Genomic DNA, 24,567 nt, shown 5'->3' on the forward strand with positions numbered 1-24,567 from the left:
AGGAGGGACCATGTCTTCCGAACTGGATACCGTGATCGGATTTCTGGAAACGGTCCATCCCTACGACAGCCTGCCGCGGGACGAACTGGCGCGGGTCGCCGGTTGCTTCAGCCGCAGGGAGTTCGAGGCCGGCGAAGACGTCTATCGCGCGGGAGAGCCGCTGAAGGGGCTGTACCTGGTCAAGCGCGGCGCGGTCGAGGTGACCGATGCCACGGGCGAGCTGATCTCGATCCTTGGGCCGCGCAACAGCTTTGGCGAGCGCGGTCTGGCGCGCGACGGGCTGGCCGTGACCAATGCACGCTGCACCGAAGCCTCGGTCCTGTTGCTGCTGCCTGTGGCCGAGTATCGGCGGCTGGTCTCTTCCGTGCCGGCCTTCGAGCGGTTCTTCAGCCGCGGTCGCGGGGGCGAGGCAAGGTCGAACGACCTGTCCACGCGCAAGGTCGGCGACCTGATGGCGGTGCCGCCCGTCACGGTGGAGCCGGGGACGAGCCTGAAGGCCGCGGCCGAGATGATGCGCGCGCGGCATGTCTCCTCGCTTGGCGTGGTGGAGGACGGGGCCTTCCTGGGCATCCTGACCGCCCGCGACCTGGTGCACCGCGTCCTGGCCGAGGGGCTGGACCCGGCCTTGCCGGTTGCCGGAGTGTTCACCCGGAACCCGGTGACGCTGGCGCCGGGCGATCTGGGATCGGACATCCTGCATGTCATGCTGGAGCGGCGGATCGGCCACCTGCCGGTGGTCGAGAACGGGCGGCTGGTGGGCATGGTCACGCAGACCGACCTGACGCGGTTCCAGGCGGTCAGCTCGGCGCAGCTGGTGCGCGACGCCGCGCTGGCCGGGACGGTCGAGGAACTGGCGGCCGTGACGGCGCGCATCCCGCGCCTGCTGGTGCAGCTGGTGGGTGGGCACAGCCCGCATGAGGTGGTGACGCGGTTGATCACCGACGTGGCCGACACGGTGACGCGCCGCCTGCTGGCCCTCGCCGAGGCCGAGCTGGGTCCGGCGCCGGTGCCCTTCGTCTGGGCCGCCTGCGGCAGCCAGGGCCGGCAAGAGCAGACCGGCGTGAGCGATCAGGACAATTGCCTGATCCTGGACGATACCGCGACCGAGGCCGACATGGCCTATTTCGCGGCGCTGGCCAAGTTCGTCTCGGACGGGCTGGACGCCTGCGGCTATGTCTATTGCCCCGGCGACATGATGGCGACGAACCCCCGTTGGTGCCAGCCGCTGAGGGTTTGGCGCGCATATTTCCGCGGCTGGATCGCGACGCCGGACCCCATGGCGCAGATGCTGGCCTCGGTCATGTTTGATCTGCGGGCCGTTGGCGGCGAAGCGGACCTGTTGCGCGCGTTGCAGGACGAGACGCTGGAGGCTGCGTCGCGCAATTCGATCTTTGTCGCGCATATGGTGGCGAACAGCCTGAAGCACACCCCGCCCCTGGGGCTGTTGCGCGGCTTTGCGACGATCCGGTCGGGCGAGCACAAGAACCACATCGACATGAAGCACAACGGCGTGGTGCCGGTGGTTGACCTGGGGCGGGTCTATGCGCTGATCGGGCGGTTCGCGGTGGTGAACACGCGGGCCCGGCTGGAAGCGGCAGAGGCGGCGGGGGTCATCTCGGCCTCGGGCGCGCAGGACCTGATCGACGCCTATGACCTGATCGCGGCGGCCCGGCTGGAACATCAGGCGGCCGAGGCCCGGGAGGGCCGCAAGCCGGACAATTTCCTTGCGCCGACCGAGCTTTCCGACTTTGACCGCAGCCATCTGCGCGACGCCTTCGTTGTGGTGCGCACCATGCAATCCGCCGTGGGCCAGGCCCGCGGCGCCCGGACCTGAGGCCACCATGGCATATGAACTGATCGGGGCAATCGTGGCGGCCGTCGGCGCGGCCGGGGTGATCCTGCTGCTGAACAAGCTGCTGGGCGGGCGTCTGCCGCGCTGGCTTGTCCCCACGGCGGCGGGGCTGGCCCTGGTGACGGTGACCATTGTGCTGGAATACGGCTGGTATGGTCGGGTCGTGAACGGTTTGCCCGAGGGCGTGGATGTGGTTTGGGTGGACCAGACGCCACAACCGTTGCGGCCCTGGACCTTTGCGGTGCCGATGGCGACCCAGGTGATCGCCGCGGATGGCCGGCAGGTCGCGAAGCACCCGGTCAAGGCAGAGTTGCGGATGCTGCCGCTGTACCGGTTCGCGCGATGGCGTCCGACCGAGCAGGCCGTGATGGTGGTGGATTGCGCGGGCAGCCGGCACGTCCTGCTGACCGAGGGCGTCGCGATCAGCGATGCGGGTGAGCTTTCCGGCGCCGATTGGGTGCCGGCGATGGATGAGATGGGTTACGAGCAGGCGGCCTGCCAGGAGGGTTGAGATGGCCGGAGAGGGGAGGAAGCGCCGGATCCTTGTTGTCGAGGACGAGGACAACATCGCCATCGCGCTGGATTTTCTGATGACGCGCGAGGGTTATGAGCATGATCGCGTGGCGAATGGCAGCGAGGCGCTGGCGCGGATTCGGGCAATGCACCCGGATCTTGTGCTTCTGGACGTGATGCTGCCCGAGGTATCTGGCTACGAGATCTGCCAGGATGTGCGGCTGGACCCGACGCTGAACGACGTGAAGGTGCTGATGATGACGGCGCGCGGTTCTGCCATCGAGCGGCGCAAGGGGATGGCGCTTGGCGCGGACGGGTTCATCACCAAGCCCTTCGAGCTGAAAGAACTGCGCGACGAGGTCCGCCGGCTGCTTGGCCCCGGCGAGGCGGAGGGCCGGCCCGCCGGGGCGGGTTGAGATGATCGAGCGGCTTGGCCTGCGCCTGAGGGTGCTTCTGATCTTTGCGGGCCTTCTGGCCGGTGCCCTGGCGGCCCTGGCGGGCGGGCTGTGGCTTGGCTGGTCCAGGCAGGCCGGGGCCGGCGTGGTGCCGACGCTGGAGCTGGGGGGAATCGCCGCGGGGCTGGTCATCGCGGGGCTGGTGGTCGGGGTCTGGTATCTGTTCGACCTGAACGTGGCGCGGCCGATCGACGCCCTGGCCTCGGCCCTGCGTGCCCGCGCCCATGCCGATGTGGCCAGTGAGATGGATGGCGAGATCGCGCGCTATCTCGGCGACCTGGCCCCGGCGGCCAGTGCGGCCGCGCAGCGCCTGGCCGAGACACGCAATGCACTGGCCGAGGCGGTGGCGCGCGAGACGACGCGGCTGGCCGACGAGAAGGCGCGACTGGAGACGCTGCTTTCGGATGCGCCGGTGGGCGTGGTGCTTTGCACCGGGGCGCATCGGCTGGTGTTCTACAACAGCCAGGCGGTCGATCTGCTGGGCACCGGGGCGGCGCCGGGGCTGGAGCGCAACCTGTTCGATTACCTGCACGCCGGGCCGATCCGGCTGGCGCACCGGCGCCTGATCGAGGGGGGCGAGCCCGACGCCGCCTCGGACCTGCTGTGCACCACGGTGGCCGGGGCGCGGGTGCTGGCGGCGCGGATGCGGCTGCTGGACGAGGGCGGGGCGGAGCCGGGCTATGTGTTGACGCTGCGCGACGTGACCTCGGACCTGGCGGCGCTGGCCAGCCGCGAGGCGCTGCTGGCCGAGATGCTGGACCGGATGCGGCGGCCGGCTGCGAACCTCCAGACGCTGTTGCAGGTGGTGCCCGAGGGCGAGGCGCTGCCGCCCGACCTGGGGGCGGCGGTCCGGCAGGAGGTGGCCGGGCTGGCGGGGGCGGTGCGAGACCTGGGTGCGCGGCACGAGGCGGGGCGCAGCGAGGGCTGGCCGGTTGCCTTTGTGCGGGGCGCCGATCTGGTGGATGGCCTGCGCGCCCGGATCGCGGCTGCCGGCCTGCCGGTGATGGCAGAGGCGGCCGAGCTTCTGTTGCGGTGCAACGGGTTCGAGCTGATCGCGCTCATGTCGCGGCTCGCGGGGCATGTGGCGGCGGCGGGGCTGGCCACGGGCTTTGCCGTAAGCCTGGACGAGGAAGAAGGCGGCGCGATGCTGCGGCTTTCCTGGGAGGGGGCGGCGCTGCCGGTGGGGCGGCTGGACCGCTGGCTGGCCGAGCCGGTCGATCCCGGCGGGCTGGAGGTTACGGGGCTGGCGATCCTGGCAAGCCACGCGACAGAGGCCTGGCCGGAGAGCCATGGGGGACGCGCCTGCATCTGTCTGCCGATCCGCCAGGCCCGCCGCGCGGGGCGGCGGCCGAAGCCGATTGCCCGCGCGGTGGTCTATGATTTCGACCTTCTGTCCAAGGTCCGCAACGAGAAGGTGGCGGACAGCCGGCTGGAGGACCTGACCTATGTGGTCTTCGACAGCGAGACGACCGGGCTGATGCCGCAGCAGGACGAGATGGTCCAGCTCGCGGCGGTGCGGATCGTGAACGGGCGGCGGGTCGAGGGGGAGATCTTCGACACGCTGGTGAACCCTGGCCGGCCGATCCCGCCGGCCTCGACCGAGGTGCATGGCATCTCGGATGCCATGGTGGCGGATGCGCCGGGGGTGGCCGAGGTGGTGCGGCGGTTCCATGCCTTCGCCGAGGGAGCGGTTCTGATTGCCCACAATGCCCCCTTCGACATGGAGTTCCTGAGGCGGGCGGAGTTTGCCATCGGCAAGCGGTTCGACAATCCGATCCTGGACACGGTGCTTCTTTCGGCGGTGGTCTATGGCCAGACCGAGGTTCATTCGCTGGACGCATTGACCCACCGGCTGGGGATCACCATCCCCGAGGAGGCGCGGCATACGGCCATCGGGGATACGGTGGCCACGGCGGATGCCTTCCTGAAGTTGGTCCAGATCCTGAAGGCGCGGGGGATCGGAACCTTTGGCGAGGTCCTGACCGAGGTGCGCCGGCATGGCCGGTTGATGAAGGATCTGAACGGCTGAGGCGTCCGAGCTCGGACGCTTGCGCGCTTTCAATGAAATCAATTGGTTGCCTGCGCGCATTCATGATTGGTTAAGGATTCGCGCTGCGTCTGCCGAGGGGCGGCGCGCCCTGTCTCGGACAGAGTCACCTTTTCTCTGCCACCAATCAGGCCTTGGTGAAGCGCAGCGACACGGATGATATATGACCATTTTCTCGCAAGGGTTGCGCCAGATCATGGCGGTACACCTTTTGATATGATAATAGGTCATCACAGATCACCTTTTTCTGCCTAGGACAGAAGGCAGAGGCTTGGGAAGGCAGGATTTGCACATGTCTTGCCGGGGTAGCGCGATGGATGACTTGAAACGGCGGATTCTGGTGCTGGACGACGATCCCGAGGTTCGGGTGACATTTTCGGATGTGCTGATCGAGGAGGGGTTCGAGGTCCAGACGGCAGGAACCATCGCAGAGTTCCAAGTGATCTCGCGGGCGCGGAAGTTCGACCTGTTCCTGCTGGATGTGGGTCTGCCGGATGGCAGCGGCCTCTCTCTCCTGAAGCCGCTGAGGGAGGAAACCGAGGCGGGTGTCATCCTGCTTGCGCCCCGGCGTGACCGGATCGACGAGGTGGTCGGGCCGGAGCAGGGGGCGCATGACTATGTCGGCAAGTCCTGCCCCCTGCCAGAGTTGGTGGCGCGCATACATGCCGTGTTGCGGCGCATCTCGCCCAGGGGCGCGCCGGCGATGGCAGGGCCTGATGTCAGCCTGCCCGTGGACTTCCAGTTCGACGGCTATCGCGTCTGCCTTTCGGCGCGGCGGGTGCTGGCGCCGGATGGCAGCGATGTTGCGCTGACGCGGGCCGAGTTCGAGATTCTGGGCGTGTTCCTGAAGTGCCAAGGTTGCATCCTCACCCGCGACCAGTTGATGCGAACGGTCAGGGGGCGCGACCGGGAGAGCCATGACCGCGCAGTGGACACGCTGGTCAGCAAGCTGCGCCGGAAGCTGCCGCCCCAGGAAGGCCGCACGATCCCCTATATCCGCACCGTCCACGGCCTTGGCTACGAGTTCATGGGTTGATGCGGCCTATCCCCGCCGGAGCGCGCCGGGCGGCTGGCCATAGGCACGGCGGAAGGCGCGGCTGAGGGCAGAGGGCGAGGAGAAGCCGGTGCGCAATGCGACCTCGGCCAGCGGGTGCCTGGTGTCGGTCAGCATCCGGCGCGCAGCTTGCAGGCGCAGGTGCAGGCCATAGGCGCCGGGGGTCATGCCGAGGCCCTGGTGGAACAGCATCTCCAGCCGGCGCGGCGACAGTCCCACGGCCGCTGCTGTGGCGGTGGCGGGTTCGGGGGCGTCGAGCCGCGCCTCGATCCGGGCAATGGCCTGTGCGACGCGCGGGTCAAGGCGGGGGTCGCGGGCGCGGGGGGGCGGTGCAGCGGTGCGCTGCGGCTCGGTGCCGGGTCGGGCGGTGGTGATGAAGCTGGCCGCCACGGCCAGCGAGAGGGCCGGACCATGGCGCCGGGCGATCAGGTGCAGCATCAGGTCGGGCGCCGGGGCGGCGCCGCCGGCGGTGAAGCGGCTGCCGGACAGCACGAAGCGGTCGGGCACGACTTCGACCTGAGGATGGGCGGTGGCGAAATCCTCCATGTCCTCCCAGTGGACGGTGGCGCGGTGCCCGTTCAGAAGGCCCGCACGGGCCAGCACCCAGGCCCCCGCGTCGATGCCGCCCACGGCGGCGAAACGGGGGGCAAGGCGCGAGAGTTCATGGATCAGCGCGGGCGTTGCGGTTTCCCACTGCCGGAAACCGGCGATCACCACCAACGCGTCCGCACCCTCGGCGGCTGCCAGCGGGCCGGTGGAGGGCAGTTCGATCCCGCAGGTCAGGGGCACGGCGCGGCCATCGGGCGAGACCACGCGCCAGCGGTACGCCTCTTGGCCCAGATGCCGATTGGCCGAGCGCATCGGGTCCAGCACAGAGGCGACTTCCAGGATCGACGCCTGCGGCAGGACCAGGGCGGCGAGAGTCAGCGGTTGCTGCGATGCAGCGAAGATCGTTGCGCTTTGTGCCATGCGCATTTCGTAAATCGTCATGCGGGGCGCGGCAAGACGGCTATGTTCGCCGCCAGCCTTCCGGAGGAACCAGATGCCGCTGACGATGAATCGCGAGGTCTTCATCACCTGTGCCGTGACCGGCTCGGGCGGGACGCAGGACCGCAGCCCCCATGTGCCGCGCTCGCCCGAGCAGATTGCCAAATCGGCGATCGACGCGGCCAAGGCCGGAGCCGCCGTGGTGCACTGCCACGTGCGCGACCCCGAGACCGGCAAGCCGGCGCGCGACCCGAAGCTTTACCGCGAAGTGACCGAGCGCATCCGCGATGCCGAGGTGGATGTGGTGTTGAACCTGACCGCCGGCATGGGCGGCGACCTGATGTTCGACGGCACCGAAGCCATGAACCGGATGAGCCAGAAGTCGGACATGGCCGGGGCGACCGAGCGCGTGGCGCATGTGGTCGAGTGCCAGCCCGAGATCTGCACGCTGGACTGCGGCACGATGAACTTCAACGAAGCCGACTACGTGATGGTCAACACGCCCGGCATGTTGCGCGACATGGCGGCGCGCATGGTCGCCTCGGGCACGCGGATCGAGATCGAGGCTTTCGATACCGGGCACCTTTGGCTGGCCAAGCAGCTTGCGAGCGAGGGAATCATCCCCGACCCGGTGCTGGTGCAACTGTGCATGGGCGTGCCATGGGGCGCGCCGGACGACCTGAACACCTTCATGGCGATGGTGAACAACGTGCCGTCGCATTGGCATTGGTCGGCGTTCAGCATCGGGCGCAACCAGATGCCTTACGTTGCGGCAGCGGTTCTGGCGGGTGGAAACGTGCGCGTCGGGCTGGAAGACAACCTCTGGCTGGACAAAGGGGTGCTTGCCACCAACGCGCAACTGGTGGAGCGTGCGGTCACCATCATCGAGAACCTGGGCGCCCGCGTCATCACTCCTGCGGAAGTGCGCGCGCGCCTGGGTCTGACCAAACGCGGAGTGCTTGGATGAAGACCCCAACCCTTGTTCTGGCGGCGGCGCTTGCGCTTTCGGCCTGCTCGACCTTTGTCAATTCGCCCAACCAGGTCTTTGCCCCGCAGTTCGTAGTGGCCAATCTGGACCAGATGGCGCTGACGGGGACGTGGCACCAGATCGCAAGCTTCCCTCAGACGCTGGACAAGGGCTGTTCCTCGGTTTCCTGGGAAATCCTGCCGTGGAACGGGACGACGACGCCGGTGCGCAACCTGTGCCTTGACCGGGCAAGCGGGGTGACGCGCCTTGTCGAGGGGCAGGCCCGACTGGAAGAGGGCGGGCGCATCCGCCTGCAGATGCCGGGCAAGGCCTTCGCCGGCGATTTCTGGGTGCTGGACGTGGCGCCAGACGGCCGGTCGGTGACGGTGGGCAACGCGGCACGCACGGCGGGCTGGGTCATGACACGGGATGCCGGGTTCAACCGCGTGGCCTTCGACCGCGCTGTCGCGGCCTTCCAGAAGTCGGGCTACGACGCGGCGGCGCTTCAGCGCACGCGCTGAGGCCCGCATTCAGGACAGGGTGACCCCGGATCGCGCTGCGGTCCGGGCAGGATGACGTGCCCCCGCGCGGGGCCGAACGGGAGAGGCTTGACGAATGGCTGCGACGCGCAAGGCGGCGATCATTGGGGGCGGGGTGATTGGCGGCGGTTGGGCCGCGCGGTTCCTGCTGAACGGCTGGGACGTGGCGGTTTTCGACCCCGACCCGGAAGCCGAGCGCAAGATCAACGCGGTCCTGTCCAACGCGCGGTTGGCGCTGCCGGCCCTGTCGGATGTGCCGATGCCGCCCGAGGGGAAGCTGTCCTTTGCCTCGACCATGGGCGAGGCGGTGGAGGGCGCGGAATACGTCCAGGAAAGCGTCTCCGAGCGCATCGAGCTGAAGAAGAAGGTCTATGCCCAGTTGCAGCAGGCCAATCCGGGCGTGCTGATCGGCTCTTCGACCTCGGGCTTCAAGGCATCGGACCTGCAGGACGGCGCGGCGAACCCGGCCAACATCATCGTGGCCCACCCGTTCAACCCGGTGTACCTCTTGCCGCTGTCCGAAGTGTCGGGCTCGCCCCGCAACCCGCCGGAGGTGGTGGAGCGGACGGTGCAGGTGATGAAGGACATCGGCATGTTCCCCCTTGTGATCCGCGCCGAGATCGACGCCTTCATCGGCAACCGCTTTCTGGAGGCCGTGTGGCGCGAGGCGCTGTGGATGCTGAAGGACGGCATCGCCACGACGGAAGAGATCGACGAGGCGATCCGCATGGGCTTTGGCCTGCGGTGGGGCCAGATGGGCCTGTTCGAGACCTATCGGATTGCCGGCGGCGAGGCCGGGATGCGGCATTTCATGGCGCAGTTCGGCCCGGCACTGAAATGGCCCTGGACGAAGCTCATGGACGTGCCCGAGTTCAACGACGAGCTGGTGGAACTGGTGGCCAACCAGTCCGACGCGGAATCCGGCGCCTATTCGATCCGCGAGCTGGAGCGCATTCGCGACCAGAACCTTGTGGGCTTTTTGCGCGCGCTGAAAGAGCGGAACTGGGGCGCGGGCAAGGTGCTGCGGGCCCATGACGAGGCGCGGGCGGCGGTGTTCCATGCGGCGACCGACACGGGGCCGAAGTCGGAGCCGCTGGTGATGGCGCATATGCAGGTGCTGCCCGGCTGGATCGACTACAACGGCCACATGACGGAGAGCCGCTACTACTTTGCCAACTCCGAGACGGTGGACAACTTCCTGCGCCTGATCGGCGCGGGGATGGATTATGTGGCTGCCGGCCACAGCTATTACAGCGCCGAGACGCATATCCGCCACCTGGGCGAGGCCAAGCTGGGCGACCGGCTGGTGGGCACGCTGCAGATCATCAGCGCGGATGAGAAGCGGTTCCGGTCCTTCGTGCGGATCATGAAGGGCGACGAGGTCGTGGCCACGGTGGAGCAGCTTTGCCTGCATGTGGACATGGCGGAGGGCAAGGCGGTGCCGGCGGCGCCGGAAGTCTGGGCGAAGCTGAAGGCGATTGCCGAGACCCAGGCGGGCCTGCCCCTGCCCGAAGGCGCGGGCCGCGCCGTGGGCCAGAAGAAGTGACGCGGGTCCTCATCACCGCGGGGGCGAGCGGCATCGGGTTGGTGATGGCGGAAGCCTTCGCCGGCACCGGCGCGCGGGTCTGGGTGACGGATGTCGACGCGGCGGCGCTGGCCGCGCTGCCGCCCGGCATCCGTGGCACCCATGCCGATGCCTCCAGCGAGCCGGCGATGGAATTGCTGTTCGCCGAGATTGCCCGGGACTGGGGCGGTCTGGACGTGCTCTGCGCCAATGCCGGCATCAAGGGCCCGACCGCGGCGATCGAGGACATGGGTCTGGAGGCCTGGCACCAGTGCCTGGCCGTCAACCTGGACGGCGCGATGCTGGCCGCCAAGCACGGCGCGCGGCTGATGAAGCCGGCAGGGCGGGGCTGCATGATCTTCACCTCGTCCACCTCGGGCCTTTACGGTACGCCCTTCCGCGCGCCCTACGTCGCGGCGAAATGGGGCGTCATCGGGTTGATGAAGACGGTGGCGATGGAGCTTGGACCCCATGGCATCCGCGCCAATGCGATCTGCCCCGGTTCCGTCAACGGCCCGCGCATCGACCGGGTGATCGAGGCCGAGGCCGCGGCCAAGGGCATGACTCCCGATGCCGTGCGGCAGGGCTATGCGAGCGGCACGGCGCTGAAGCGGCTCACCGATCCCGAGGATGTGGCCGGCCTTGCCCTTTTCCTTGCCTCTGACGCGGCGCGCATGATCTCGGGTCAGGCGCTGGCGGTGGATGGCATGACCTACAACGTTGACCCTTGAGGGACATGATGGAATTCGGACTGACCGAAGAACAGAAGATGATCGTCGAGACGACGCGCGCCTTCGTGGAGAACGAGCTCTTCCCGCATGAGCTGGAGGTCGAACGCAGCGGCGTGCTGCCGGTGGAGCTGATCCGCGAGATCCAGAAGAAGGCGATGGAGGCGGGTCTTTACGCCGCCAACATGCCGGCCGAGGTGGGCGGCGCGGGCCTGGATACGCTGTCCTGGCTTCTGTACGAAAAGGAGCTGGGGCGCGCCAACTATGCGCTGCACTGGACCTGCGTGGCGCGGCCGTCGAACATCCTGCTTGCCGGCAATGCCGAACAGCGCGAGCAGTACCTGATGCCCTGCATCCGGGGCGAGACCTGGGACTGCCTGGCCATGACCGAACCTGGCGCCGGCTCGGACCTGCGGGGCATGAAGGCCAGCGCCCGGCAGGACGGCGACGACTGGATTCTGAACGGGACGAAGCATTTCATCAGCCATGCCGACCTGGCGGGCTTTGCCATCGTCTTCGTGGCGACGGGCGAGGAGCAGACCCCGCGCGGACCCAAGAAGAAGATCACCGCCTTCTTCGTTGACAAGGGCACGCCCGGATTTACCGTGCGCGAGGGCTACCGCAATGTCAGCCACCGCGGCTATACCAATGCCGTGCTGGAATTCGACGACTGCCGCGTGAACAAACGCCAAATCCTGGGCGAGGTTCACAAGGGCTTCGAGGTTGCCAATTCCTGGCTGGGCGCGACGCGGCTGCAGGTCGCCTCGACCTGCCTCGGCCGCGCTGAACGCGCGCTGGACCTGTCGGTGCGCTATGCCGCCGAACGCGAGCAGTTCGGCCAGAAGATCGGCAAGTTCCAGGGCATCAGCTTCAAGCTGGCCGACATGGCGATGGAGCTGAAGGCGGCGGAACTGCTGACGCGCGAGGCCGCCTGGAAATACGACCAGGGCACCGTGACCGAGGCCGACATGTCCATGGCCAAGCTGAAGGCAACCGAGGTGCTGGCCCATGTCGCCGACGAGGCGATCCAGATCCATGGCGGCATGGGGCTGATGGACGAGCTGCCGCTGGAGCGCATTTGGCGCGATGCGCGGGTGGAGCGGATCTGGGAGGGCACGTCCGAGATCCAGCGCCACATCATCAGCCGCGAGCTTCTGCGGGCCCACGGCGCATGAGCGAAGCCCGCCGCCCCGCCGTGACCATCACCTACTGCACGCGGTGCAACTGGCTGTTGCGCGCGGGCTGGATGGCGCAGGAGCTGCTGTCGAGCTTTGGCGAAGAGCTGGGGTCAGTGACGCTGGTGCCCGGAACGGGCGGCATCTTCACCGTGACGGCGGATGGCCTGGGGCTTTGGGACCGCAAGGTGGACGGCGGGTTTCCCGATGCGGCCGAACTGAAGCGGCGGCTGCGCGATGCCGTCTGGCCCGAGCGCGGATTGGGACATGTGGACCGGGCACGCGACCCCGGCTGAGGCGCCCCGCATCGACGCCGGGGGGCCGTCTGCCCCCCGGACCCCCCGAGGATATTTGAGAACAGAAGAAGTAACAGGATGTTAACCACCGAACGGCAATCTGGTCGCACGGTACAGGCGGGGACGCCGATGACCGTAACGGGAGAAGGCGCCTCGCCCCGGACATGCGGGCGGGGCGCAACCTCGGGTCTTGTCGGGGGCGATCATGTCGCGTGATCTGTCCCGCCTCTTGCGGCCCCGGTCGATTGCGGTGCTTGGCTCGGGATGGGCGAAGAATGTTGTCGAGCAGTGCCGGAAGATGGGCTTCGATGGCCCGGTCTGGCCAGTGCATCCCACGCGGGACGAGATCGGGGGCGCGCCCTGCTTCCGATCGCTGGCCGACCTGCCGGCACCGCCGGATGCCACCTTCATCGGGGTGAACCGCCATGCCACGCTGGACGTGGTGCGCGAACTGGCGGCGATGGGGGCGGGCGGGGCGACCTGCTTTGCCAGCGGATGGGAAGAGGCGGGCGAAGCCGGTCTTCAGGCCGGACTGGTGGCCTCGGCCGGCGACATGCCGATCCTGGGGCCGAATTGCTATGGCGTCATCAACTACCTGGACGGGGCTTTGCTGTGGCCCGACCAGCATGGCGGCAGGCGGGTGGAGCGCGGGGTGGCGCTTCTGTCCCAGTCGTCGAACATCGTCATCAACCTGACCATGCAGGCCCGCGCCCTGCCGGTGGCCTATGTCGCCTGCCTGGGCAATGCTGCGCAGGTGGGGCTGGCCGAGCTGGCCGGGGCGCTTCTGTCGGACGAACGGGTGACGGCGCTTGGCATGTACGTCGAAGGCATCGACGACGCGCCGGCCTTCGCCGCGCTGGCCGAGGCGGCGCGGGCGGCTGGCAAGGGCATTGTCTGCGTGAAATCGGGCAAGACGGAACTGTCGCGCACCGCTGCGGCGTCGCACACCGCTTCGCTGGCGGGCGGGGGGGCGGCCTCCTCGGCCTTCCTGCGCGCCTGTGGCGTGGCCGAGGTGAACACGCTGACCGAACTGGTCGAGACGCTGAAGATTTTCCACGTCCACGGCCCGCAGATTGGCACGCGGCTCTGCTCGCTCTCCTGTTCGGGCGGGGAGGCGGGGCTGGTGGCGGATCTGGCCGCGCCCTATGGCATCGACTTCCCGCCGCCGTCAGACGCGCAGCGGCATCGCCTGGGCGAGATCCTGGGGCCGATCGTGGCGATTGCCAACCCGCTGGACTACCATACCTTCATCTGGGGCGACGGGCCGCGCACCACGGATGTCTTCGCCACCATGCTGGCGGGCTATGATGCCGGTATCTTCATCATCGACCCGCCACGGCCGGACCGCTGCGATCCGTCGAGCTTTGAACCTGCGCTGCAGGCCATCGTGGCAGCGGGGCAGGCGACGGGGAAGCCGGCCTTTCCGGTGAGCTCGCTGCCCGAGAACTTCGACGAAGCGCTTGCCGAGGGCATGATGGCGAAGGGTGTGGTGCCGCTGATGGGGCTGGAGACGGCGCTTGGCGCGATCCGGGCGGCACAGACCCCGGCCGGGGCGCCGGGCTGGCGGCCTTGGACGGCGCGGGCCGAGGCTGGCGAGGCGCGGCTTTTGCCCGAAGGTGAGGCCAAGGCGAAGCTGGCCGCGGCCGGGGTAGCCGTTCCGAAGGGCGTGTCGGCCCTGACGCTTGCGGCTTTGGAACCGCTGGTGGGCAACATTGCCGCGCCCTTTGCGCTGAAGGGCATGGGGTTCGCGCACAAGACCGAGGCCGGGGCAGTGCGTCTTGGCTTGAGTTCGCTGACGGGGCAGGCCGAGATGCCAGGGGCAACTGGGTACCTGGCCGAGGAGATGGTGACCGGGGCGGTGGGCGAGGTCCTGCTCGGCCTGCGGCGCGACCCGGTCTATGGCATGACCCTGACGCTTGGCATGGGCGGCGTGACCGCCGAGTTGCTGGCCGATACCGTGACTCTGGTGGCGCCGGTGACGGAGGCCGAGGTGGAGGCGGCCCTGCGTCGGCTGCGGCTTTGGCCGTTGCTGGATGGCTATCGTGGGCGGCGGAAGGCCGACGTGGGGGCCATCGTGCAGGCGGCGGTGCGGCTGCAGGGGCTGATGGCGGCGGAGCCGGCCATACGGGAAATCGAGATCAATCCGCTGATGGTGCGCGAAGAGGGTGCCGTGGCGGTGGATGCTGTCATCTGGGAGGAGACCCCATGAACGAGCTGTTCTTTCCGGTCGACGGGCCGATCAAGACCCGGCGCGAGGGCGCCATTCTGGAGGTCACGCTGGACCGGCCCAAGGCCAATGCCATCGACCTGAAGACCAGCCGGATCATGGGGCAGGTGTTCCGGTCGTTCCGGGACGATGACTCGCTCAGGGTCTGCATCCTGCGGGCGGAGGGGGAGAAGTTCTTCTGCCCCGGCTGGGATCTGAAGGCCGCGGCCGAGGGCGATGCGGTGGACGGGGATTATGGGGTCGGCGGGTTCGGGGGGTTGCAGGAGCTGCCCAACCTGAACAAGCCGGTGATCGCGGCGGTTAACGGGATCTGTTGCGGGGGCGGGCTGGAGCTGGCCTTGTCGGCGGACCTGATCTTGTGTTCCTCGAACGCGACCTTTGCCTTGCCGGAGATCCGGTCGGGGACGGTGGCGGATGCGGCCTCGATCAAGCTGCCCAAGCGGATCCCCTATCATGTGGCGATGGACCTGCTTCTGACCGGCCGCTGGTTCGATGCGGAGGAGGCGCTGCGGTGGGGGATCGTGAAGGAGATCACCTCGCCGGCCGACCTCTTGGCCAAGGCCTGGGACCTGGCGCGGCTGTTGGAGAGCGGGCCGCCGCTGGTCTATGCGGCCATCAAGGAGGTGGTGCGGGAGGCTGAGGCGATGCGGTTCCAGGATGCCCTGAACCGGGTGACCAAGCGGCTCATGCCCACGGTGGACCGGCTTTATTCCAGCGAGGACCAGCTGGAAGGGGCCCGGGCCTTTGCCGAGAAGCGGGACCCGGTCTGGAAGGGGCGCTGAGGTGAGGCCGGGGCGTCCGAGCTCGGACGCCCCGTCGCCCCCAGTCATTTCAAGGGGTTACGAAGTCGCGTTAACTTGGACTTCATAATTGTCCGAGGTCAGAGCGGATCGCGGCGCAGGGGCGTGGTGGAGCAGTGCAGCCCGCCGCCGTTCTTGTGGACGGCAGCGTAAGGCAGGGTGTCCCAGCGGACGCCTGCCGCCGCCAGCCGGTCGAGCGTGCGGTTGGTGGCGCCTTCGGGCATCAGCACATGGCCCGGCGCGATGGCGAGCGAATTGACGATCCAGGGATCGTCGGCCGGGTCGATGTCGATGTAGCGGATGCCGCGGGCGGTGAGTTCTTCAAGGAAGCTGTAGGGCAGGCGCATGGTGTTCAACAGCGCCAGGTCGCGGTCGATCATCAGGAAGCTGACATCCAGGTGGATGTCGAAGCCCAGAAGATCGACGATCAAGAGCTCGACCCCCTGGCGTTTCAGGACCTCGCCCACCTGTTCGGCGCCGTCGCGGTTGACCCGGACGCCGACGCCGATGGCGCAGGTCTTCTCGTTCAGCCAGGCGAAGGAGCCGCCCTCCATCACGCCGCGGCCCGAGATGGTGCGCAGGATCGGGATGCCGAGCCGGGCGAGGGTGCGGGTGATCGCCAGTTCCTCGCCGCGGCGGATGCGGGCGCCCATGCGGTTGATGATCGCGCCGCCCTTCACCATGATCAGCGGATCGCGGGTATAGACCTGCTTCAGCCGGATGCCGGCATCGCCATCCACGAAATGCACCTCGACCCCCGCCGCCTGAAGCGCGGCCACGAAGGCATCGTGCTGGGACTGCATCAGGGGGATGTCGGGCGGGGTGTCGGACTGGAAGTACCAGCCGGTCGCCGGATCGCCGAAGGATCCGATTTCGGACAGGCGCTTAGAGGGATCGACCACGGCCATCTCGGGGCCGGGGCGGTGCATCAGGATCGAACGGATGCGGCCCACGTCATTGTCTACGCCCCAGACCTTGCCCCAGGTGGAGACAAGTTCGCCCTCGTCCTCGAACGGCGGCTCGGCGCCTGCGGCGAAGGTCTTGATGGTCTGGTTGTAGATCCAGTGCGCGTTGGACATGGGGTGCACCTCCTGTGGCGGTGGAGGGTAGGGGGGCGGCGGGGCGGGGGCAAGGGTGGGGGAATAGGATGGGCAGGATTGCCCATCCTACGGGGTGCAGGGCGGCTGGTCGTTCGAATGGTGGTACGCGGCCAGCCTTGCCCGAGGCCATCGCCTCGGGCACCGTGGGACGCTGGCGACAGGACCGCCCGTGCGCTCCAAGCGCACGGGCCGCGCCTGCCTGCCCCTTGGCAGGCGCGAAAACGCGCCAGCCCAGGCAGGCGCGCCCCGTGCAACTGGCGTGCAGGGAAAGTTGCCACCCCCCTTGGCGATTTGCTGGCAAATCGCCAACGCGCGGGGTCCGGGTCCACTGGACCCGGCCCTGATCCGCGCGAAAGAAGAAGGCCCGTCAGAGAGCGGGTCAGGTACTTGCAAAGGGAAGAGGCCGTTCGCCCGGCGGGAACCGAGGCCCCGGCTTTCGCCGGGGCGAGGGAAGGTCAGGTGGCCCGAACGGTCAGGACTTCATGCCGTCCCAGAAGCCCTTGACCTTCTGGAAGAAGGACGAGCCTTCCGGGTTGTTTTCCTCGGACAGCTTCTCGAACTCGCGCAGAAGTTCCTTCTGGCGCGAAGTGAGGTTGACCGGGGTTTCCACCGCCAGTTCGATCACCATGTCGCCGGTGCCGCCGCCGCGCAGGGCGGGCATCCCCTTGGCGCGGAGCCGCATCTGTTTGCCGGTCTGGCTGCCCGCCGGGACCTTCACGCGGCTTCGGCCGCCGTCGATGGTGGGCACTTCGACCTCGCCACCAAGCGCGGCGGTGCCAATGGTGATGGGCACGCGGCAGAAGAGATGCACGCCGTCGCGCTGGAAGATCGGGTGATCCTTCACCTCGATGAAGATGTAGAGATCGCCCGCCGGTCCGCCGCGCAGACCGGCCTCGCCTTCGCCCGCCAGGCGGATGCGGGTGCCGGTTTCCACACCTGCGGGGATGTTGACCGAAAGGGCGCGTTCTTTTTCGACCCGGCCCGCGCCTCCACAGGCGCGGCAGGGGTTCTTCACGATCTGGCCCGCGCCGTTGCAGGTGGGGCAGGTGCGTTCGACGGTGAAGAAGCCTTGTTGCGCGCGGACCTTGCCCATGCCCGAACAGGTGGGACAGGTGACGGGTTCGGCCCCGCCTTCGGCGCCGGTACCCTTGCAGGTGTCGCAGGGCACCGAGGTCGGCACGTTCACTGTCTTCTGCACGCCGGACCACGCCTCTTCGAGAGAGACGCGGAGGTTGTAGCGCAGGTCCGAGCCGCGCTGCGCGCGCGAGCGTCCGCCGCCGCCGCGCTGGCCGCCCATGAAGTCGCCGAAGAGGTCTTCGAAGACATCCGAGAAGGCCGAGGCGAAATCGCCCTGCTGGAAGCCGCCACCGGGGCCGCGCGGACCGCCGCCGCCCATGCCGCCTTCGAAGGCGGCGTGGCCGAAGCGGTCGTAGGCGGCCTTCTTGGTGTCGTCCTTCAGGACGTCATAGGCCTCGTTCACTTCCTTGAACTTGGCTTCGGCATCCGGGTTGTCGGCATTGCGGTCGGGATGAAGCTCCTTCGCCTTGGTGCGATAGGCCTTCTTGATCTCTTCCGCGCTGGCCCCCCGGGCGACGCCGAGCGTTTCGTAGTAATCGCGTTTCGCCATCTGAAACCCCGAGTGCCCGGAACAGGGAAGGCGGCCCGTAGGGGGCCGCCTTCATCGTTTACTGTTCCAGCGGCTGCATCACTTGCGCTTGTTGTCGCCCAGATCCTCGAAATCGGCATCGACGATGTCCTCGTCCACCGGGCGGGCGTCGTCACCGTCGCCGCCTTCGGCCGAAGCCTGCGCCTTGTAGATCGCCTCGCCGAGCCGCATCGCGGCTTCGGTCAGGTTCTGGATGCCGCCGCGGATCTTGCCGACATCCTCGGTCTTGAGGGTGTCTTCCAGCGCGCCCATCGCCAGTTCGATCGCCTCGACGGTGGAGGGATCCACCTTGTCGGAGTGTTCGCTGAGCGACTTCTTCGTCGAATGCAGCAGGCTTTCGCCCTGGTTCTTGGCCTCGACCAGTTCGCGCCGCTTCTTGTCGGCCTCGGCATTCGCCTCGGCGTCCTTTACCATCTTCTCGATGTCGTCATCCGAAAGGCCGCCCGAGGCCTGGATGGTGATCGCTTGCGACTTGCCGGTGCCCTTGTCCTTGGCGTTGACCGAGACGATGCCGTTGGCGTCGATGTCGAAGGTGACCTCGATCTGCGGCACGCCACGCGGCGCCGGGGGAATGTTTTCCAAGTTGAACATGCCCAGGAGCTTGTTGTCGGCGGCCATCTCACGTTCGCCCTGGAAGACGCGGATCGTCACGGCGTTCTGGTTGTCTTCGGCCGTGGAGAAGATCTGCGACTTTTTGGTCGGGATCGTGGTGTTGCGGTCGATCAGGCGGGTGAACACGCCGCCCAGGGTTTCGATGCCGAGCGACAGCGGGGTCACGTCGAGCAGGACCACGTCCTTGACGTCGCCTTGCAGGACGCCCGCCTGGATGGCGGCACCGGCGGCCACGACTTCATCGGGGTTGACGCCCTTGTGGGGCTCTTTCCCGAAGAACTTGGTCACTTCCTCGATCACGCGGGGCATGCGGGTCATGCCGCCGACGAGAACGACCTCGTCGATGTCGGAGATCGAGATGCCGGCATCCTTGATCGCGGCCTGGCAGGGCTTGATCGACTTCTTGATCAGGTCCTCGACCAGGCTTTCCAGCTTGGCGCGCGTCAGCTTGACCACCAGGTGCAGGGGCTGCCCGGTGTTCTTGTCCATCGAGATGAACGGCTGGTTGATCTCGGTCTGGGAGGCCGACGACAGCTCGATCTTGGCCTTTTCGGCGGCTTCCTTGAGCCGCTGGAGCGCCATCTTGTCGAGCGTCAGGTCGACGCCATGCTCTTTCTTGAACTCGTCCGCGAGGTACTGGACGATGCGCATGTCGAAGTCTTCGCCGCCGAGGAAGGTGTCCCCGTTGGTCGATTTCACTTCGAAGAGGCCATCGTCGATTTCGAGGATGGTGATGTCGAAGGTGCCGCCGCCGAGGTCATAGACGGCAATGGTCTTCGTTTCCTTCTTGTCGAGACCATAGGCCAGCGCGGCGGCCGTGGGCTCGTTGATGATGCGCAGGACTTCGAGGCCCGCGATCTTGCCCGCGTCCTTGGTGGCCTGGCGCTGCGCGTCGTTGAAATAGGCGGGAACCGTGATGACGGCCTGGGTGACAGGCTCGCCCAGGTACGATTCAGCGGTTTCCTTCATCTTCTGCAGGATGAAGGCCGAGACCTGGCTGGGCGAATACTTCTCGCCGCGCACTTCGACCCAGGCGTCGCCGTTGCCGCCGTCCACGATCTTGTAGGGGACGAGCTTCTTGTCCTTTTCCACTTCGGCATCGCCCAGACGGCGGCCGATGAGGCGCTTGACGGCGAAGATGGTGTTGGAGGCGTTGGTGACGGCCTGACGCTTGGCGGCCTGGCCGACGAGGCGTTCGGTGTCGGTGAAGGCGACGATCGAGGGCGTGGTGCGCGCACCTTCCGAGTTCTCGATGACGCGGGGTTGCGAGCCATCCATGATGGCGACGCAGGAGTTGGTGGTGCCGAGGTCGATTCCGATGACTTTGGCCATGTATGCTACCCTTTCTTCGGCGATGTTCTGGGGCCGGACCCGTTGCGGCATCCTGCCCCGATCCCAAGTGCAACCCGGAGGGCGGCCTGCCCTTCCGGCTTCGTTGGGGTATATAGGCAGGGGTCTTGGGGGCCGCAAGCGGCGGAATGGCGGGAAATCCGATGGAAGCGGAGAAAACCGGAAGGACTGCGGTCACTCGGCCCGAGGGCGTGGAGATCCGGGGTTTCCGGTATTTTCCGGGCTGGCTTTCGCCCGAAGAGCAGACGGCGCTGGTCGAGGCGTTGCGGGGCGTCGCGGCGGAGGCGCCCTTCGTGCAGCCCGAGACGCCGGGCGGGCGGAAGATGTCGGTGCGCATGACCTCGGCCGGGCGACTGGGCTGGGTGACGGACCGCCGGGGATACCGCTACGAGCCGTGCCATCCCGTCACGGGGCGACCCTGGCCGCCGGTGCCGGGCATGGTGCTGGACCTGTGGCGCGCGGTGACGGGGCTGGTGCGCGCGCCGGATTGCTGCCTGGTGAACTTCTACGGCGAGGGCGCGAAGATGGGGCTGCACCAGGACCGCGACGAGGGGGATTTCGGTTTTCCGGTCGTCTCGGTTTCCCTGGGGGATGAGGCGCTGTTCCGCATGGGCGGCACGGACCGCGCAGACAGGACGGAAAGCGTCTGGCTGAAATCGGGCGACGTGGTGGTGATGGGCGGCGCGGCGCGGCTGGCCTTTCACGGCATCGACAGGGTGCGGCACGGATCGTCGCGCCTGTTGCCGCAGGGCGGGCGCATCAACCTGACCCTGCGGGTTGTGCAGGTGCCGTAGGTCTTGAAGACACCGCCCTAGCGCCCGGCGTTCCAGCTGATCGAGGCGTGCCGGCGGGTGTAGAATTCGCCCATCAACCCCACGACGATGCAGGCGAGCGTGACATAGACCGGGTAGCTGATCGAGGTTACGCGCGGGCTGTAGTTCAGGAAGATGAAGCCGCGCGCCTGGTCGATGGTGTGGAACAAGGGGTTCCAGATGAAGAAGGGCAGGAGGTGCGAGGGCAGATTGTTGGCCAGGAACATCTTGCCCGAGCCGATGATGTTGGCCCGGTTGTAGACCTGGCTGACCACGCCGAAGAGATCGGGTTGCCAGGGCATGGCGGCCTTGAACACCATGCCGATTGCCGCGCCCGACGCCCAAGCCAGCAGGAACATCGCCATCGCGCCGACGGGTTCGTGGATCGAGATCGGCTGGAAGGCCACGTCATAGACGAAGAGGATCACCGCTGCAGACAGCACCTGAAGGTAGAGCGAGCCAAGCGCTGCGGCGCAGATGGCGACCAGCGGGTTCATGGGGCCGTGCTTCATCATGGCCGAGGTCGGACCATCGGACCGGACCACCGCCCCCATTGCCTTTGAATGGGTCATGAACAGGAAGACGCCCGACATGATGAACAGGAGGAAGTCGCCGCGCACCTTGTTCTGCCGCATCCCGAGGAAATCGAGCATGAAGTAGAACACCGCGATCATCAGCACCGACTGGAAGATCGCGAGGAGGAGACCGATCACCGCATTGCCATGCGATTTGCGGACATGGCGCACCGAGGCATGGAAGATCAGTTCCAGAAGCGCAAAGGCGCTGCCGATGCCGGTCTGCTTTCTTTCCACGCGAAACATGGGCGGCTCGATCCTCGGGCGGGCGGAGGGCTGCATCCTGCAACGGGAAATCTTGTCGTTCCCTTGATGGCAATGTTAAGGCCGGGACGGCACGCAATCAACCACATGCAGTTTCCGGCCGAGGAGCCCCATGGATTTTGACCGTCTGATCCCCGTCATTCGCCGCCTTGCCCTGGAAGCGGGCGACCGCATCATGGAGGTCTATGACGGCCCCGATTTCGAAGTGAAGGCGAAGGGTGATTCCAGCCCGGTCACCGAGGCTGACGAGGCGGCGGATGCGCTGATTTCGGCCGGGCTGCGGGCGGAGTTCCCGGATCTGGTGCTGATCACCGAGGAACAGGCGGCGAGCCATGCGCTGACGGCCAAGACCTTCCTGATCGTGGACCCCCTGGACGGCACCAAGGAGTTCGTGCAGCGCCGCGGCGATTTCACGGTGAACATCGCCTATGTGCAGGACGGCGTGCCCTTGCGCGGCGTGGTCTATGCCCCGGCGCAGGGGCGGTTGTTCTATACTCAGGCCGATGGCAGCGCGGTCGAAGAGACGGGAGCCCTGGACAAGGCGGCGCCGGGGACGGTGACGCGGATCGGGGTGTCGACACCCGACAACGGCGCGTTGATGGTGGTGGCGTCGAAGTCGCACCGCGATGCGGCGACGGACGAGTACATCGGCAAGTATGCCGTGAAGGACATGAAGAGCGCCGGGTCCAGCCTGAAGTTCTGTCTGGTCGCCACCGGCGAGGCCGATCTTTACCCGCGCCTCGGCCGCACGATGGAATGGGATACCGCCGCGGGCGATGCGGTGCTGCGCGGGGCGGGGGGCCATGTCGTGCGCTTCGACACGCATGAGGCGCTTGGCTATGGCAAGCCGGGCTGGGACAACCCGTTCTTCATCGCCTATGCGCCAGGGGTCGAGCTGAAGAAATGAGCGTTCTCATCGCCATCCCCGCGCGGTTCGCCAGCACGCGCTATCCGGGCAAGCCGCTGGTCGCCCTGAAGGGTCCGGACGGGGAAAAGACCCTGATCCGGCGCAGCTGGGAAGCGGCGATGGCGGTCAACGGCGTGGACCGCGTGGTGGTGGCGACGGATGACGCGCGCATCCGCGACCATGCCGAAGGGTTCGGGGCCGAAGTGGTGATGACCTCCTCGGCCTGCCAGAACGGCACGGAACGCTGTGCCGAGGTGGCGGCGGCCCTGCCGGGGTTCGACATCGTGGTGAACCTGCAGGGCGACGCGCCGCTGACGCCGGCCTGGTTCGTGGAGGACCTTGTCCAAGGGCTGCAGGCCGACCCCGAGGCCGATATTGCCACGCCGGTTCTGCGCTGCGACGGGCGGGCGCTGAACGGCTTTCTGGCCGACCGCCGTGCGGGGCGCGTGGGCGGTACGACGGCCGTGTTCGGGGTTGGTGGGCGAGGGCTCTATTTCTCGAAGGAAGTGATCCCCTACACGGGCCGGGTCTATGCCGACGACGAGCCGACGCCGGTGTTCCACCATGTCGGTGTCTATGCCTATCGGCCCGAGGCGCTGAAGGCCTATCCGTCCTGGCCCGTGGGTCCGCTGGAACAGCTGGAAGGGCTGGAACAGCTGCGGTTTCTGGAGAACGGGCGGCGCGTGCTGTGCGTGGAGGTGACGGCGCGGGGGCGGCAGTTCTGGGAGCTGAACAACCCCGAGGACGTGCCGCGGATCGAGGCGATGATGGCCGAGATGGCATCGCTGGGATGAGCCTCGCCACGGCCAGCGTGGTCGTGGTGAGCCGGGAGCGGCCCGGCGCGTTGGTCCGCTGCCTGATGGCGCTGGCGCAACAGGACCACCCCGCCTTCGAGGTGGTGGTGGTGGCCGATCCGGCTGGGCTGGCGGCGGTGGCCGCGACCGGATTGGCGGTGAAGGCGGTGGGGTTTGACGAGGCCAACATCTCGGCCGCGCGGAACCTTGGGCTGGCGCAGGCGGCGGGCGAGGTGGTGGCCTTCATCGACGACGATGCCTGCGCGGAACCCACCTGGCTGTCGCGGCTGGTGGCCGTGTTTGCCGATGCTCGGGTGATGCAGGCCACGGGCTTCGTGCGGGGGCGCAACGGGATTTCCTTTCAGTGGCGGGCCTGCGAGGTGGACCGTTTCGGCGAGGATCATGCGCTGGACGTGCCGGAGGACCGGGTGTCGCTGCACGAAGGCTCGGGTGCGCGGGCGGTCAAGACGGTGGGGACGAACTGCGCCTTTCGCGCGGCGGCCCTGCGCGCGGCGGGCGGGTTCGACCCGGCCTTCCGCTTCTTTCTGGACGAGGCGGATGTGAACCTGCGGCTGGCGGCGCGGGGCGGGCTGACGGCGGTGGTGCCCTTGGCCCAGGTGCACCACGCCTTTGCGGCCAGTGCGCGGCGGCGGGCCGACCGGGTGCCCCTGTCGCTGGTCGAGATCGGGGCGAGCACGGCGGTATTCCTGCGCCGCCATGCGCCCGAGGCGGCGGGGGCGCTGCCCCAGGCGGTGGTACGGCGGGAACGGGCGCGGCTGTGGCGGCATCTGCTGCGCGGGCGGATCGGGCCCTTGCGGATGCGGGCGCTGATGGCGGGATTGCGGGCGGGATGGGCGGAGGGGCTGGCGCGGCGCTTGGCACTGGAACCGTTGCCCGACAGTGGCGCGCCCTTTGCGCCGCTGCCGGGGACGGGGCCACGTGGGGGTGTGGTGTTGGTGACCGACCGAGCGGGCCGGGCGGCGGCGCTGGATCAGGCGGGGCGCGCGGCAGGCGCGCGGATCGTGACGGTCCTGGTCCTGTCGCGCGGGTTCCGGCGGCACAGGCACGGGTTCACCGATGGTGGCTTCTGGTTGCAGGAGGGCGGGGCGCACGGCAAGGCCGACCGGAAGGGACCGGTCTTCTGGCGAACAACCGCTGCGCTGCGGGGCGAAGATGAGCGTAAACGGTTGGCACCTGTCCGTCCGGTCTGGTCGGATACCCCGCTGGATAGGTGACTTCCCCTCGCGTTGGTGGCATTACGATGGGACGCCGGTAAGGAAGGA

22 protein-coding genes are annotated in these 24,567 nt (G+C 67.8%); 17 read left to right on the forward strand and 5 right to left on the reverse strand.

Going from position 1 to position 24,567, the window contains the following annotated elements; translation table 11 throughout:
- Nucleotides 1-10 precede the first annotated feature (10 nt).
- From JO391_RS19365 to JO391_RS19385, 5 genes are all read left to right on the forward strand, one after another.
- Nucleotides 11-1,834 (forward strand): DUF294 nucleotidyltransferase-like domain-containing protein, encoded by a 1,824-nt coding sequence (locus JO391_RS19365; protein ID WP_220662038.1) that lies wholly within the window; start codon nucleotides 11-13, stop codon nucleotides 1,832-1,834.
- A 7-nt stretch (nucleotides 1,835-1,841) separates the two neighbouring features.
- The gene (locus JO391_RS19370; RefSeq protein ID WP_220662039.1) at nucleotides 1,842-2,363 is read left to right on the forward strand and encodes a hypothetical protein; all 522 of its coding nucleotides are present in this window, start codon (nucleotides 1,842-1,844) and stop codon (nucleotides 2,361-2,363) included.
- 1 nt (nucleotide 2,364) lies between these two features.
- Nucleotides 2,365-2,781 (forward strand): response regulator transcription factor, encoded by a 417-nt coding sequence (locus tag JO391_RS19375; RefSeq protein WP_220662040.1) that lies wholly within the window; start codon nucleotides 2,365-2,367, stop codon nucleotides 2,779-2,781.
- 1 nt (nucleotide 2,782) lies between these two features.
- Complete coding sequence (locus tag JO391_RS19380) at nucleotides 2,783-4,849, forward strand: 3'-5' exonuclease (RefSeq protein ID WP_220662041.1); 2,067 nt, start codon at nucleotides 2,783-2,785, stop codon at nucleotides 4,847-4,849.
- Nucleotides 4,850-5,180: 331 nt separating this feature from the next.
- On the forward strand, nucleotides 5,181-5,903 hold the full coding sequence (locus JO391_RS19385) for a response regulator transcription factor (protein WP_220662042.1): 723 nt from the start codon (nucleotides 5,181-5,183) through the stop codon (nucleotides 5,901-5,903).
- A 6-nt stretch (nucleotides 5,904-5,909) separates the two neighbouring features.
- Here the strand turns inward: JO391_RS19385 and JO391_RS19390 are convergent, their stop codons facing one another.
- A complete protein-coding gene (locus JO391_RS19390) occupies nucleotides 5,910-6,995 on the reverse strand; it encodes a GlxA family transcriptional regulator (RefSeq protein ID WP_259444764.1) in 1,086 nt (361 codons plus the stop codon).
- Between JO391_RS19390 and bcoG the strand changes: the two genes are divergently transcribed.
- The 8 genes from bcoG (at nucleotide 6,964) to JO391_RS19430 (ending at nucleotide 15,186) form a co-directional block, all read left to right on the forward strand.
- Nucleotides 6,964-7,875: a 3-dehydrocarnitine:acetyl-CoA trimethylamine transferase BcoG gene (bcoG, locus tag JO391_RS19395; RefSeq protein ID WP_220662043.1), complete on the forward strand. Its 912-nt coding sequence runs from the start codon at nucleotides 6,964-6,966 to the stop codon at nucleotides 7,873-7,875. The genes JO391_RS19390 and bcoG overlap by 32 nt on opposite strands.
- Nucleotides 7,872-8,396 carry a lipocalin family protein gene (locus tag JO391_RS19400; protein ID WP_220662044.1) on the forward strand — a complete coding sequence of 175 codons (525 nt, stop codon included), beginning with the start codon at nucleotides 7,872-7,874 and terminating at the stop codon, nucleotides 8,394-8,396. Before bcoG ends, JO391_RS19400 begins: the two co-directional genes overlap by 4 nt.
- A gap of 94 nt (nucleotides 8,397-8,490) precedes the next feature.
- The gene (locus tag JO391_RS19405) at nucleotides 8,491-9,960 is read left to right on the forward strand and encodes a carnitine 3-dehydrogenase (protein ID WP_220662045.1); all 1,470 of its coding nucleotides are present in this window, start codon (nucleotides 8,491-8,493) and stop codon (nucleotides 9,958-9,960) included.
- Nucleotides 9,957-10,709, forward strand: coding sequence for an SDR family oxidoreductase (locus JO391_RS19410; protein WP_220662046.1), 753 nt, complete (start codon nucleotides 9,957-9,959; stop codon nucleotides 10,707-10,709). The genes JO391_RS19405 and JO391_RS19410 overlap by 4 nt, the downstream gene beginning before the upstream one ends.
- Nucleotides 10,710-10,717: 8 nt before the next feature.
- Nucleotides 10,718-11,881, forward strand: coding sequence for an acyl-CoA dehydrogenase family protein (locus tag JO391_RS19415; RefSeq protein ID WP_220664636.1), 1,164 nt, complete (start codon nucleotides 10,718-10,720; stop codon nucleotides 11,879-11,881).
- A complete protein-coding gene (locus JO391_RS19420) occupies nucleotides 11,878-12,177 on the forward strand; it encodes an Rdx family protein (RefSeq protein ID WP_220662047.1) in 300 nt (99 codons plus the stop codon). Before JO391_RS19415 ends, JO391_RS19420 begins: the two co-directional genes overlap by 4 nt.
- Before the next feature lie 205 nt (nucleotides 12,178-12,382).
- Nucleotides 12,383-14,386 carry an acetate--CoA ligase family protein gene (locus tag JO391_RS19425; RefSeq protein ID WP_220662048.1) on the forward strand — a complete coding sequence of 668 codons (2,004 nt, stop codon included), beginning with the start codon at nucleotides 12,383-12,385 and terminating at the stop codon, nucleotides 14,384-14,386.
- Entirely contained in the window at nucleotides 14,383-15,186 is an 804-nt protein-coding gene (locus JO391_RS19430) for a carnitinyl-CoA dehydratase (protein WP_220662049.1), read from the forward strand. The genes JO391_RS19425 and JO391_RS19430 overlap by 4 nt, the downstream gene beginning before the upstream one ends.
- Nucleotides 15,187-15,284: 98 nt before the next feature.
- Here JO391_RS19430 and JO391_RS19435 read toward each other — a convergent pair whose 3' ends face one another.
- From JO391_RS19435 to dnaK, 3 genes are all read right to left on the reverse strand, one after another.
- Entirely contained in the window at nucleotides 15,285-16,283 is a 999-nt protein-coding gene (locus JO391_RS19435; RefSeq protein ID WP_220662050.1) for a dimethylarginine dimethylaminohydrolase family protein, read from the reverse strand.
- Nucleotides 16,284-16,776: 493 nt separating this feature from the next.
- Complete coding sequence (gene dnaJ, locus JO391_RS19440) at nucleotides 16,777-17,931, reverse strand: molecular chaperone DnaJ (protein ID WP_220662051.1); 1,155 nt, start codon at nucleotides 17,929-17,931, stop codon at nucleotides 16,777-16,779.
- A 78-nt stretch (nucleotides 17,932-18,009) separates the two neighbouring features.
- Entirely contained in the window at nucleotides 18,010-19,914 is a 1,905-nt protein-coding gene (gene dnaK / locus JO391_RS19445) for a molecular chaperone DnaK (protein WP_220662052.1), read from the reverse strand.
- A gap of 161 nt (nucleotides 19,915-20,075) precedes the next feature.
- Between dnaK and JO391_RS19450 the strand changes: the two genes are divergently transcribed.
- Nucleotides 20,076-20,726, forward strand: a complete 651-nt coding sequence (locus JO391_RS19450) for an alpha-ketoglutarate-dependent dioxygenase AlkB (protein WP_220662053.1) — start codon at nucleotides 20,076-20,078, stop codon at nucleotides 20,724-20,726.
- 17 nt (nucleotides 20,727-20,743) lie between these two features.
- On the opposite strand, the gene JO391_RS19455 is transcribed toward JO391_RS19450, so the two are convergent.
- Nucleotides 20,744-21,565: an ABC transporter permease gene (locus tag JO391_RS19455; RefSeq protein ID WP_220662054.1), complete on the reverse strand. Its 822-nt coding sequence runs from the start codon at nucleotides 21,563-21,565 to the stop codon at nucleotides 20,744-20,746.
- Nucleotides 21,566-21,695: 130 nt separating this feature from the next.
- Here JO391_RS19455 and cysQ point away from each other — a divergent pair, with 130 nt between their 5' ends.
- From cysQ to JO391_RS19470, 3 genes are read left to right on the forward strand one after another with little or no spacing between them, the layout of a single operon-like run.
- Nucleotides 21,696-22,490, forward strand: a complete 795-nt coding sequence (gene cysQ, locus JO391_RS19460; protein WP_220662055.1) for a 3'(2'),5'-bisphosphate nucleotidase CysQ — start codon at nucleotides 21,696-21,698, stop codon at nucleotides 22,488-22,490.
- Nucleotides 22,487-23,284, forward strand: a complete 798-nt coding sequence (locus JO391_RS19465) for a 3-deoxy-manno-octulosonate cytidylyltransferase (protein WP_220662056.1) — start codon at nucleotides 22,487-22,489, stop codon at nucleotides 23,282-23,284. The genes cysQ and JO391_RS19465 overlap by 4 nt, the downstream gene beginning before the upstream one ends.
- Nucleotides 23,281-24,519: a glycosyltransferase family 2 protein gene (locus JO391_RS19470; protein WP_220662057.1), complete on the forward strand. Its 1,239-nt coding sequence runs from the start codon at nucleotides 23,281-23,283 to the stop codon at nucleotides 24,517-24,519. Before JO391_RS19465 ends, JO391_RS19470 begins: the two co-directional genes overlap by 4 nt.
- Nucleotides 24,520-24,567 lie beyond the last annotated feature (48 nt).

Source organism: Neotabrizicola shimadae (assembly GCF_019623905.1).
Classification (GTDB): Bacteria; Pseudomonadota; Alphaproteobacteria; order Rhodobacterales; family Rhodobacteraceae; genus Neotabrizicola; species Neotabrizicola shimadae.

What these genes read in the sequence shown, in the direction of transcription:
- JO391_RS19390 (WP_259444764.1), bottom strand. Translation starts at nt 6,995, where the DNA reads ATGAAGACCTCGCGATTCATCGTCAGCGGCATCTGGTTCCTCCGGAAG.
- JO391_RS19365 (WP_220662038.1), top strand. Translation starts at nt 11, where the DNA reads ATGTCTTCCGAACTGGATACCGTGATCGGATTTCTGGAAACGGTCCAT.
- JO391_RS19380 (WP_220662041.1), top strand. Translation starts at nt 2,783, where the DNA reads ATGATCGAGCGGCTTGGCCTGCGCCTGAGGGTGCTTCTGATCTTTGCG.
- JO391_RS19425 (WP_220662048.1), top strand. Translation starts at nt 12,383, where the DNA reads ATGTCGCGTGATCTGTCCCGCCTCTTGCGGCCCCGGTCGATTGCGGTG.
- JO391_RS19405 (WP_220662045.1), top strand. Translation starts at nt 8,491, where the DNA reads ATGGCTGCGACGCGCAAGGCGGCGATCATTGGGGGCGGGGTGATTGGC.
- JO391_RS19430 (WP_220662049.1), top strand. Translation starts at nt 14,383, where the DNA reads ATGAACGAGCTGTTCTTTCCGGTCGACGGGCCGATCAAGACCCGGCGC.
- JO391_RS19375 (WP_220662040.1), top strand. Translation starts at nt 2,365, where the DNA reads ATGGCCGGAGAGGGGAGGAAGCGCCGGATCCTTGTTGTCGAGGACGAG.
- JO391_RS19385 (WP_220662042.1), top strand. Translation starts at nt 5,181, where the DNA reads ATGGATGACTTGAAACGGCGGATTCTGGTGCTGGACGACGATCCCGAG.
- JO391_RS19370 (WP_220662039.1), top strand. Translation starts at nt 1,842, where the DNA reads ATGGCATATGAACTGATCGGGGCAATCGTGGCGGCCGTCGGCGCGGCC.
- JO391_RS19400 (WP_220662044.1), top strand. Translation starts at nt 7,872, where the DNA reads ATGAAGACCCCAACCCTTGTTCTGGCGGCGGCGCTTGCGCTTTCGGCC.
- JO391_RS19455 (WP_220662054.1), bottom strand. Translation starts at nt 21,565, where the DNA reads ATGTTTCGCGTGGAAAGAAAGCAGACCGGCATCGGCAGCGCCTTTGCG.
- cysQ (WP_220662055.1), top strand. Translation starts at nt 21,696, where the DNA reads ATGGATTTTGACCGTCTGATCCCCGTCATTCGCCGCCTTGCCCTGGAA.
- JO391_RS19465 (WP_220662056.1), top strand. Translation starts at nt 22,487, where the DNA reads ATGAGCGTTCTCATCGCCATCCCCGCGCGGTTCGCCAGCACGCGCTAT.
- JO391_RS19450 (WP_220662053.1), top strand. Translation starts at nt 20,076, where the DNA reads ATGGAAGCGGAGAAAACCGGAAGGACTGCGGTCACTCGGCCCGAGGGC.
- JO391_RS19435 (WP_220662050.1), bottom strand. Translation starts at nt 16,283, where the DNA reads ATGTCCAACGCGCACTGGATCTACAACCAGACCATCAAGACCTTCGCC.
- dnaK (WP_220662052.1), bottom strand. Translation starts at nt 19,914, where the DNA reads ATGGCCAAAGTCATCGGAATCGACCTCGGCACCACCAACTCCTGCGTC.
- dnaJ (WP_220662051.1), bottom strand. Translation starts at nt 17,931, where the DNA reads ATGGCGAAACGCGATTACTACGAAACGCTCGGCGTCGCCCGGGGGGCC.
- JO391_RS19420 (WP_220662047.1), top strand. Translation starts at nt 11,878, where the DNA reads ATGAGCGAAGCCCGCCGCCCCGCCGTGACCATCACCTACTGCACGCGG.
- bcoG (WP_220662043.1), top strand. Translation starts at nt 6,964, where the DNA reads ATGCCGCTGACGATGAATCGCGAGGTCTTCATCACCTGTGCCGTGACC.
- JO391_RS19470 (WP_220662057.1), top strand. Translation starts at nt 23,281, where the DNA reads ATGAGCCTCGCCACGGCCAGCGTGGTCGTGGTGAGCCGGGAGCGGCCC.
- JO391_RS19415 (WP_220664636.1), top strand. Translation starts at nt 10,718, where the DNA reads ATGGAATTCGGACTGACCGAAGAACAGAAGATGATCGTCGAGACGACG.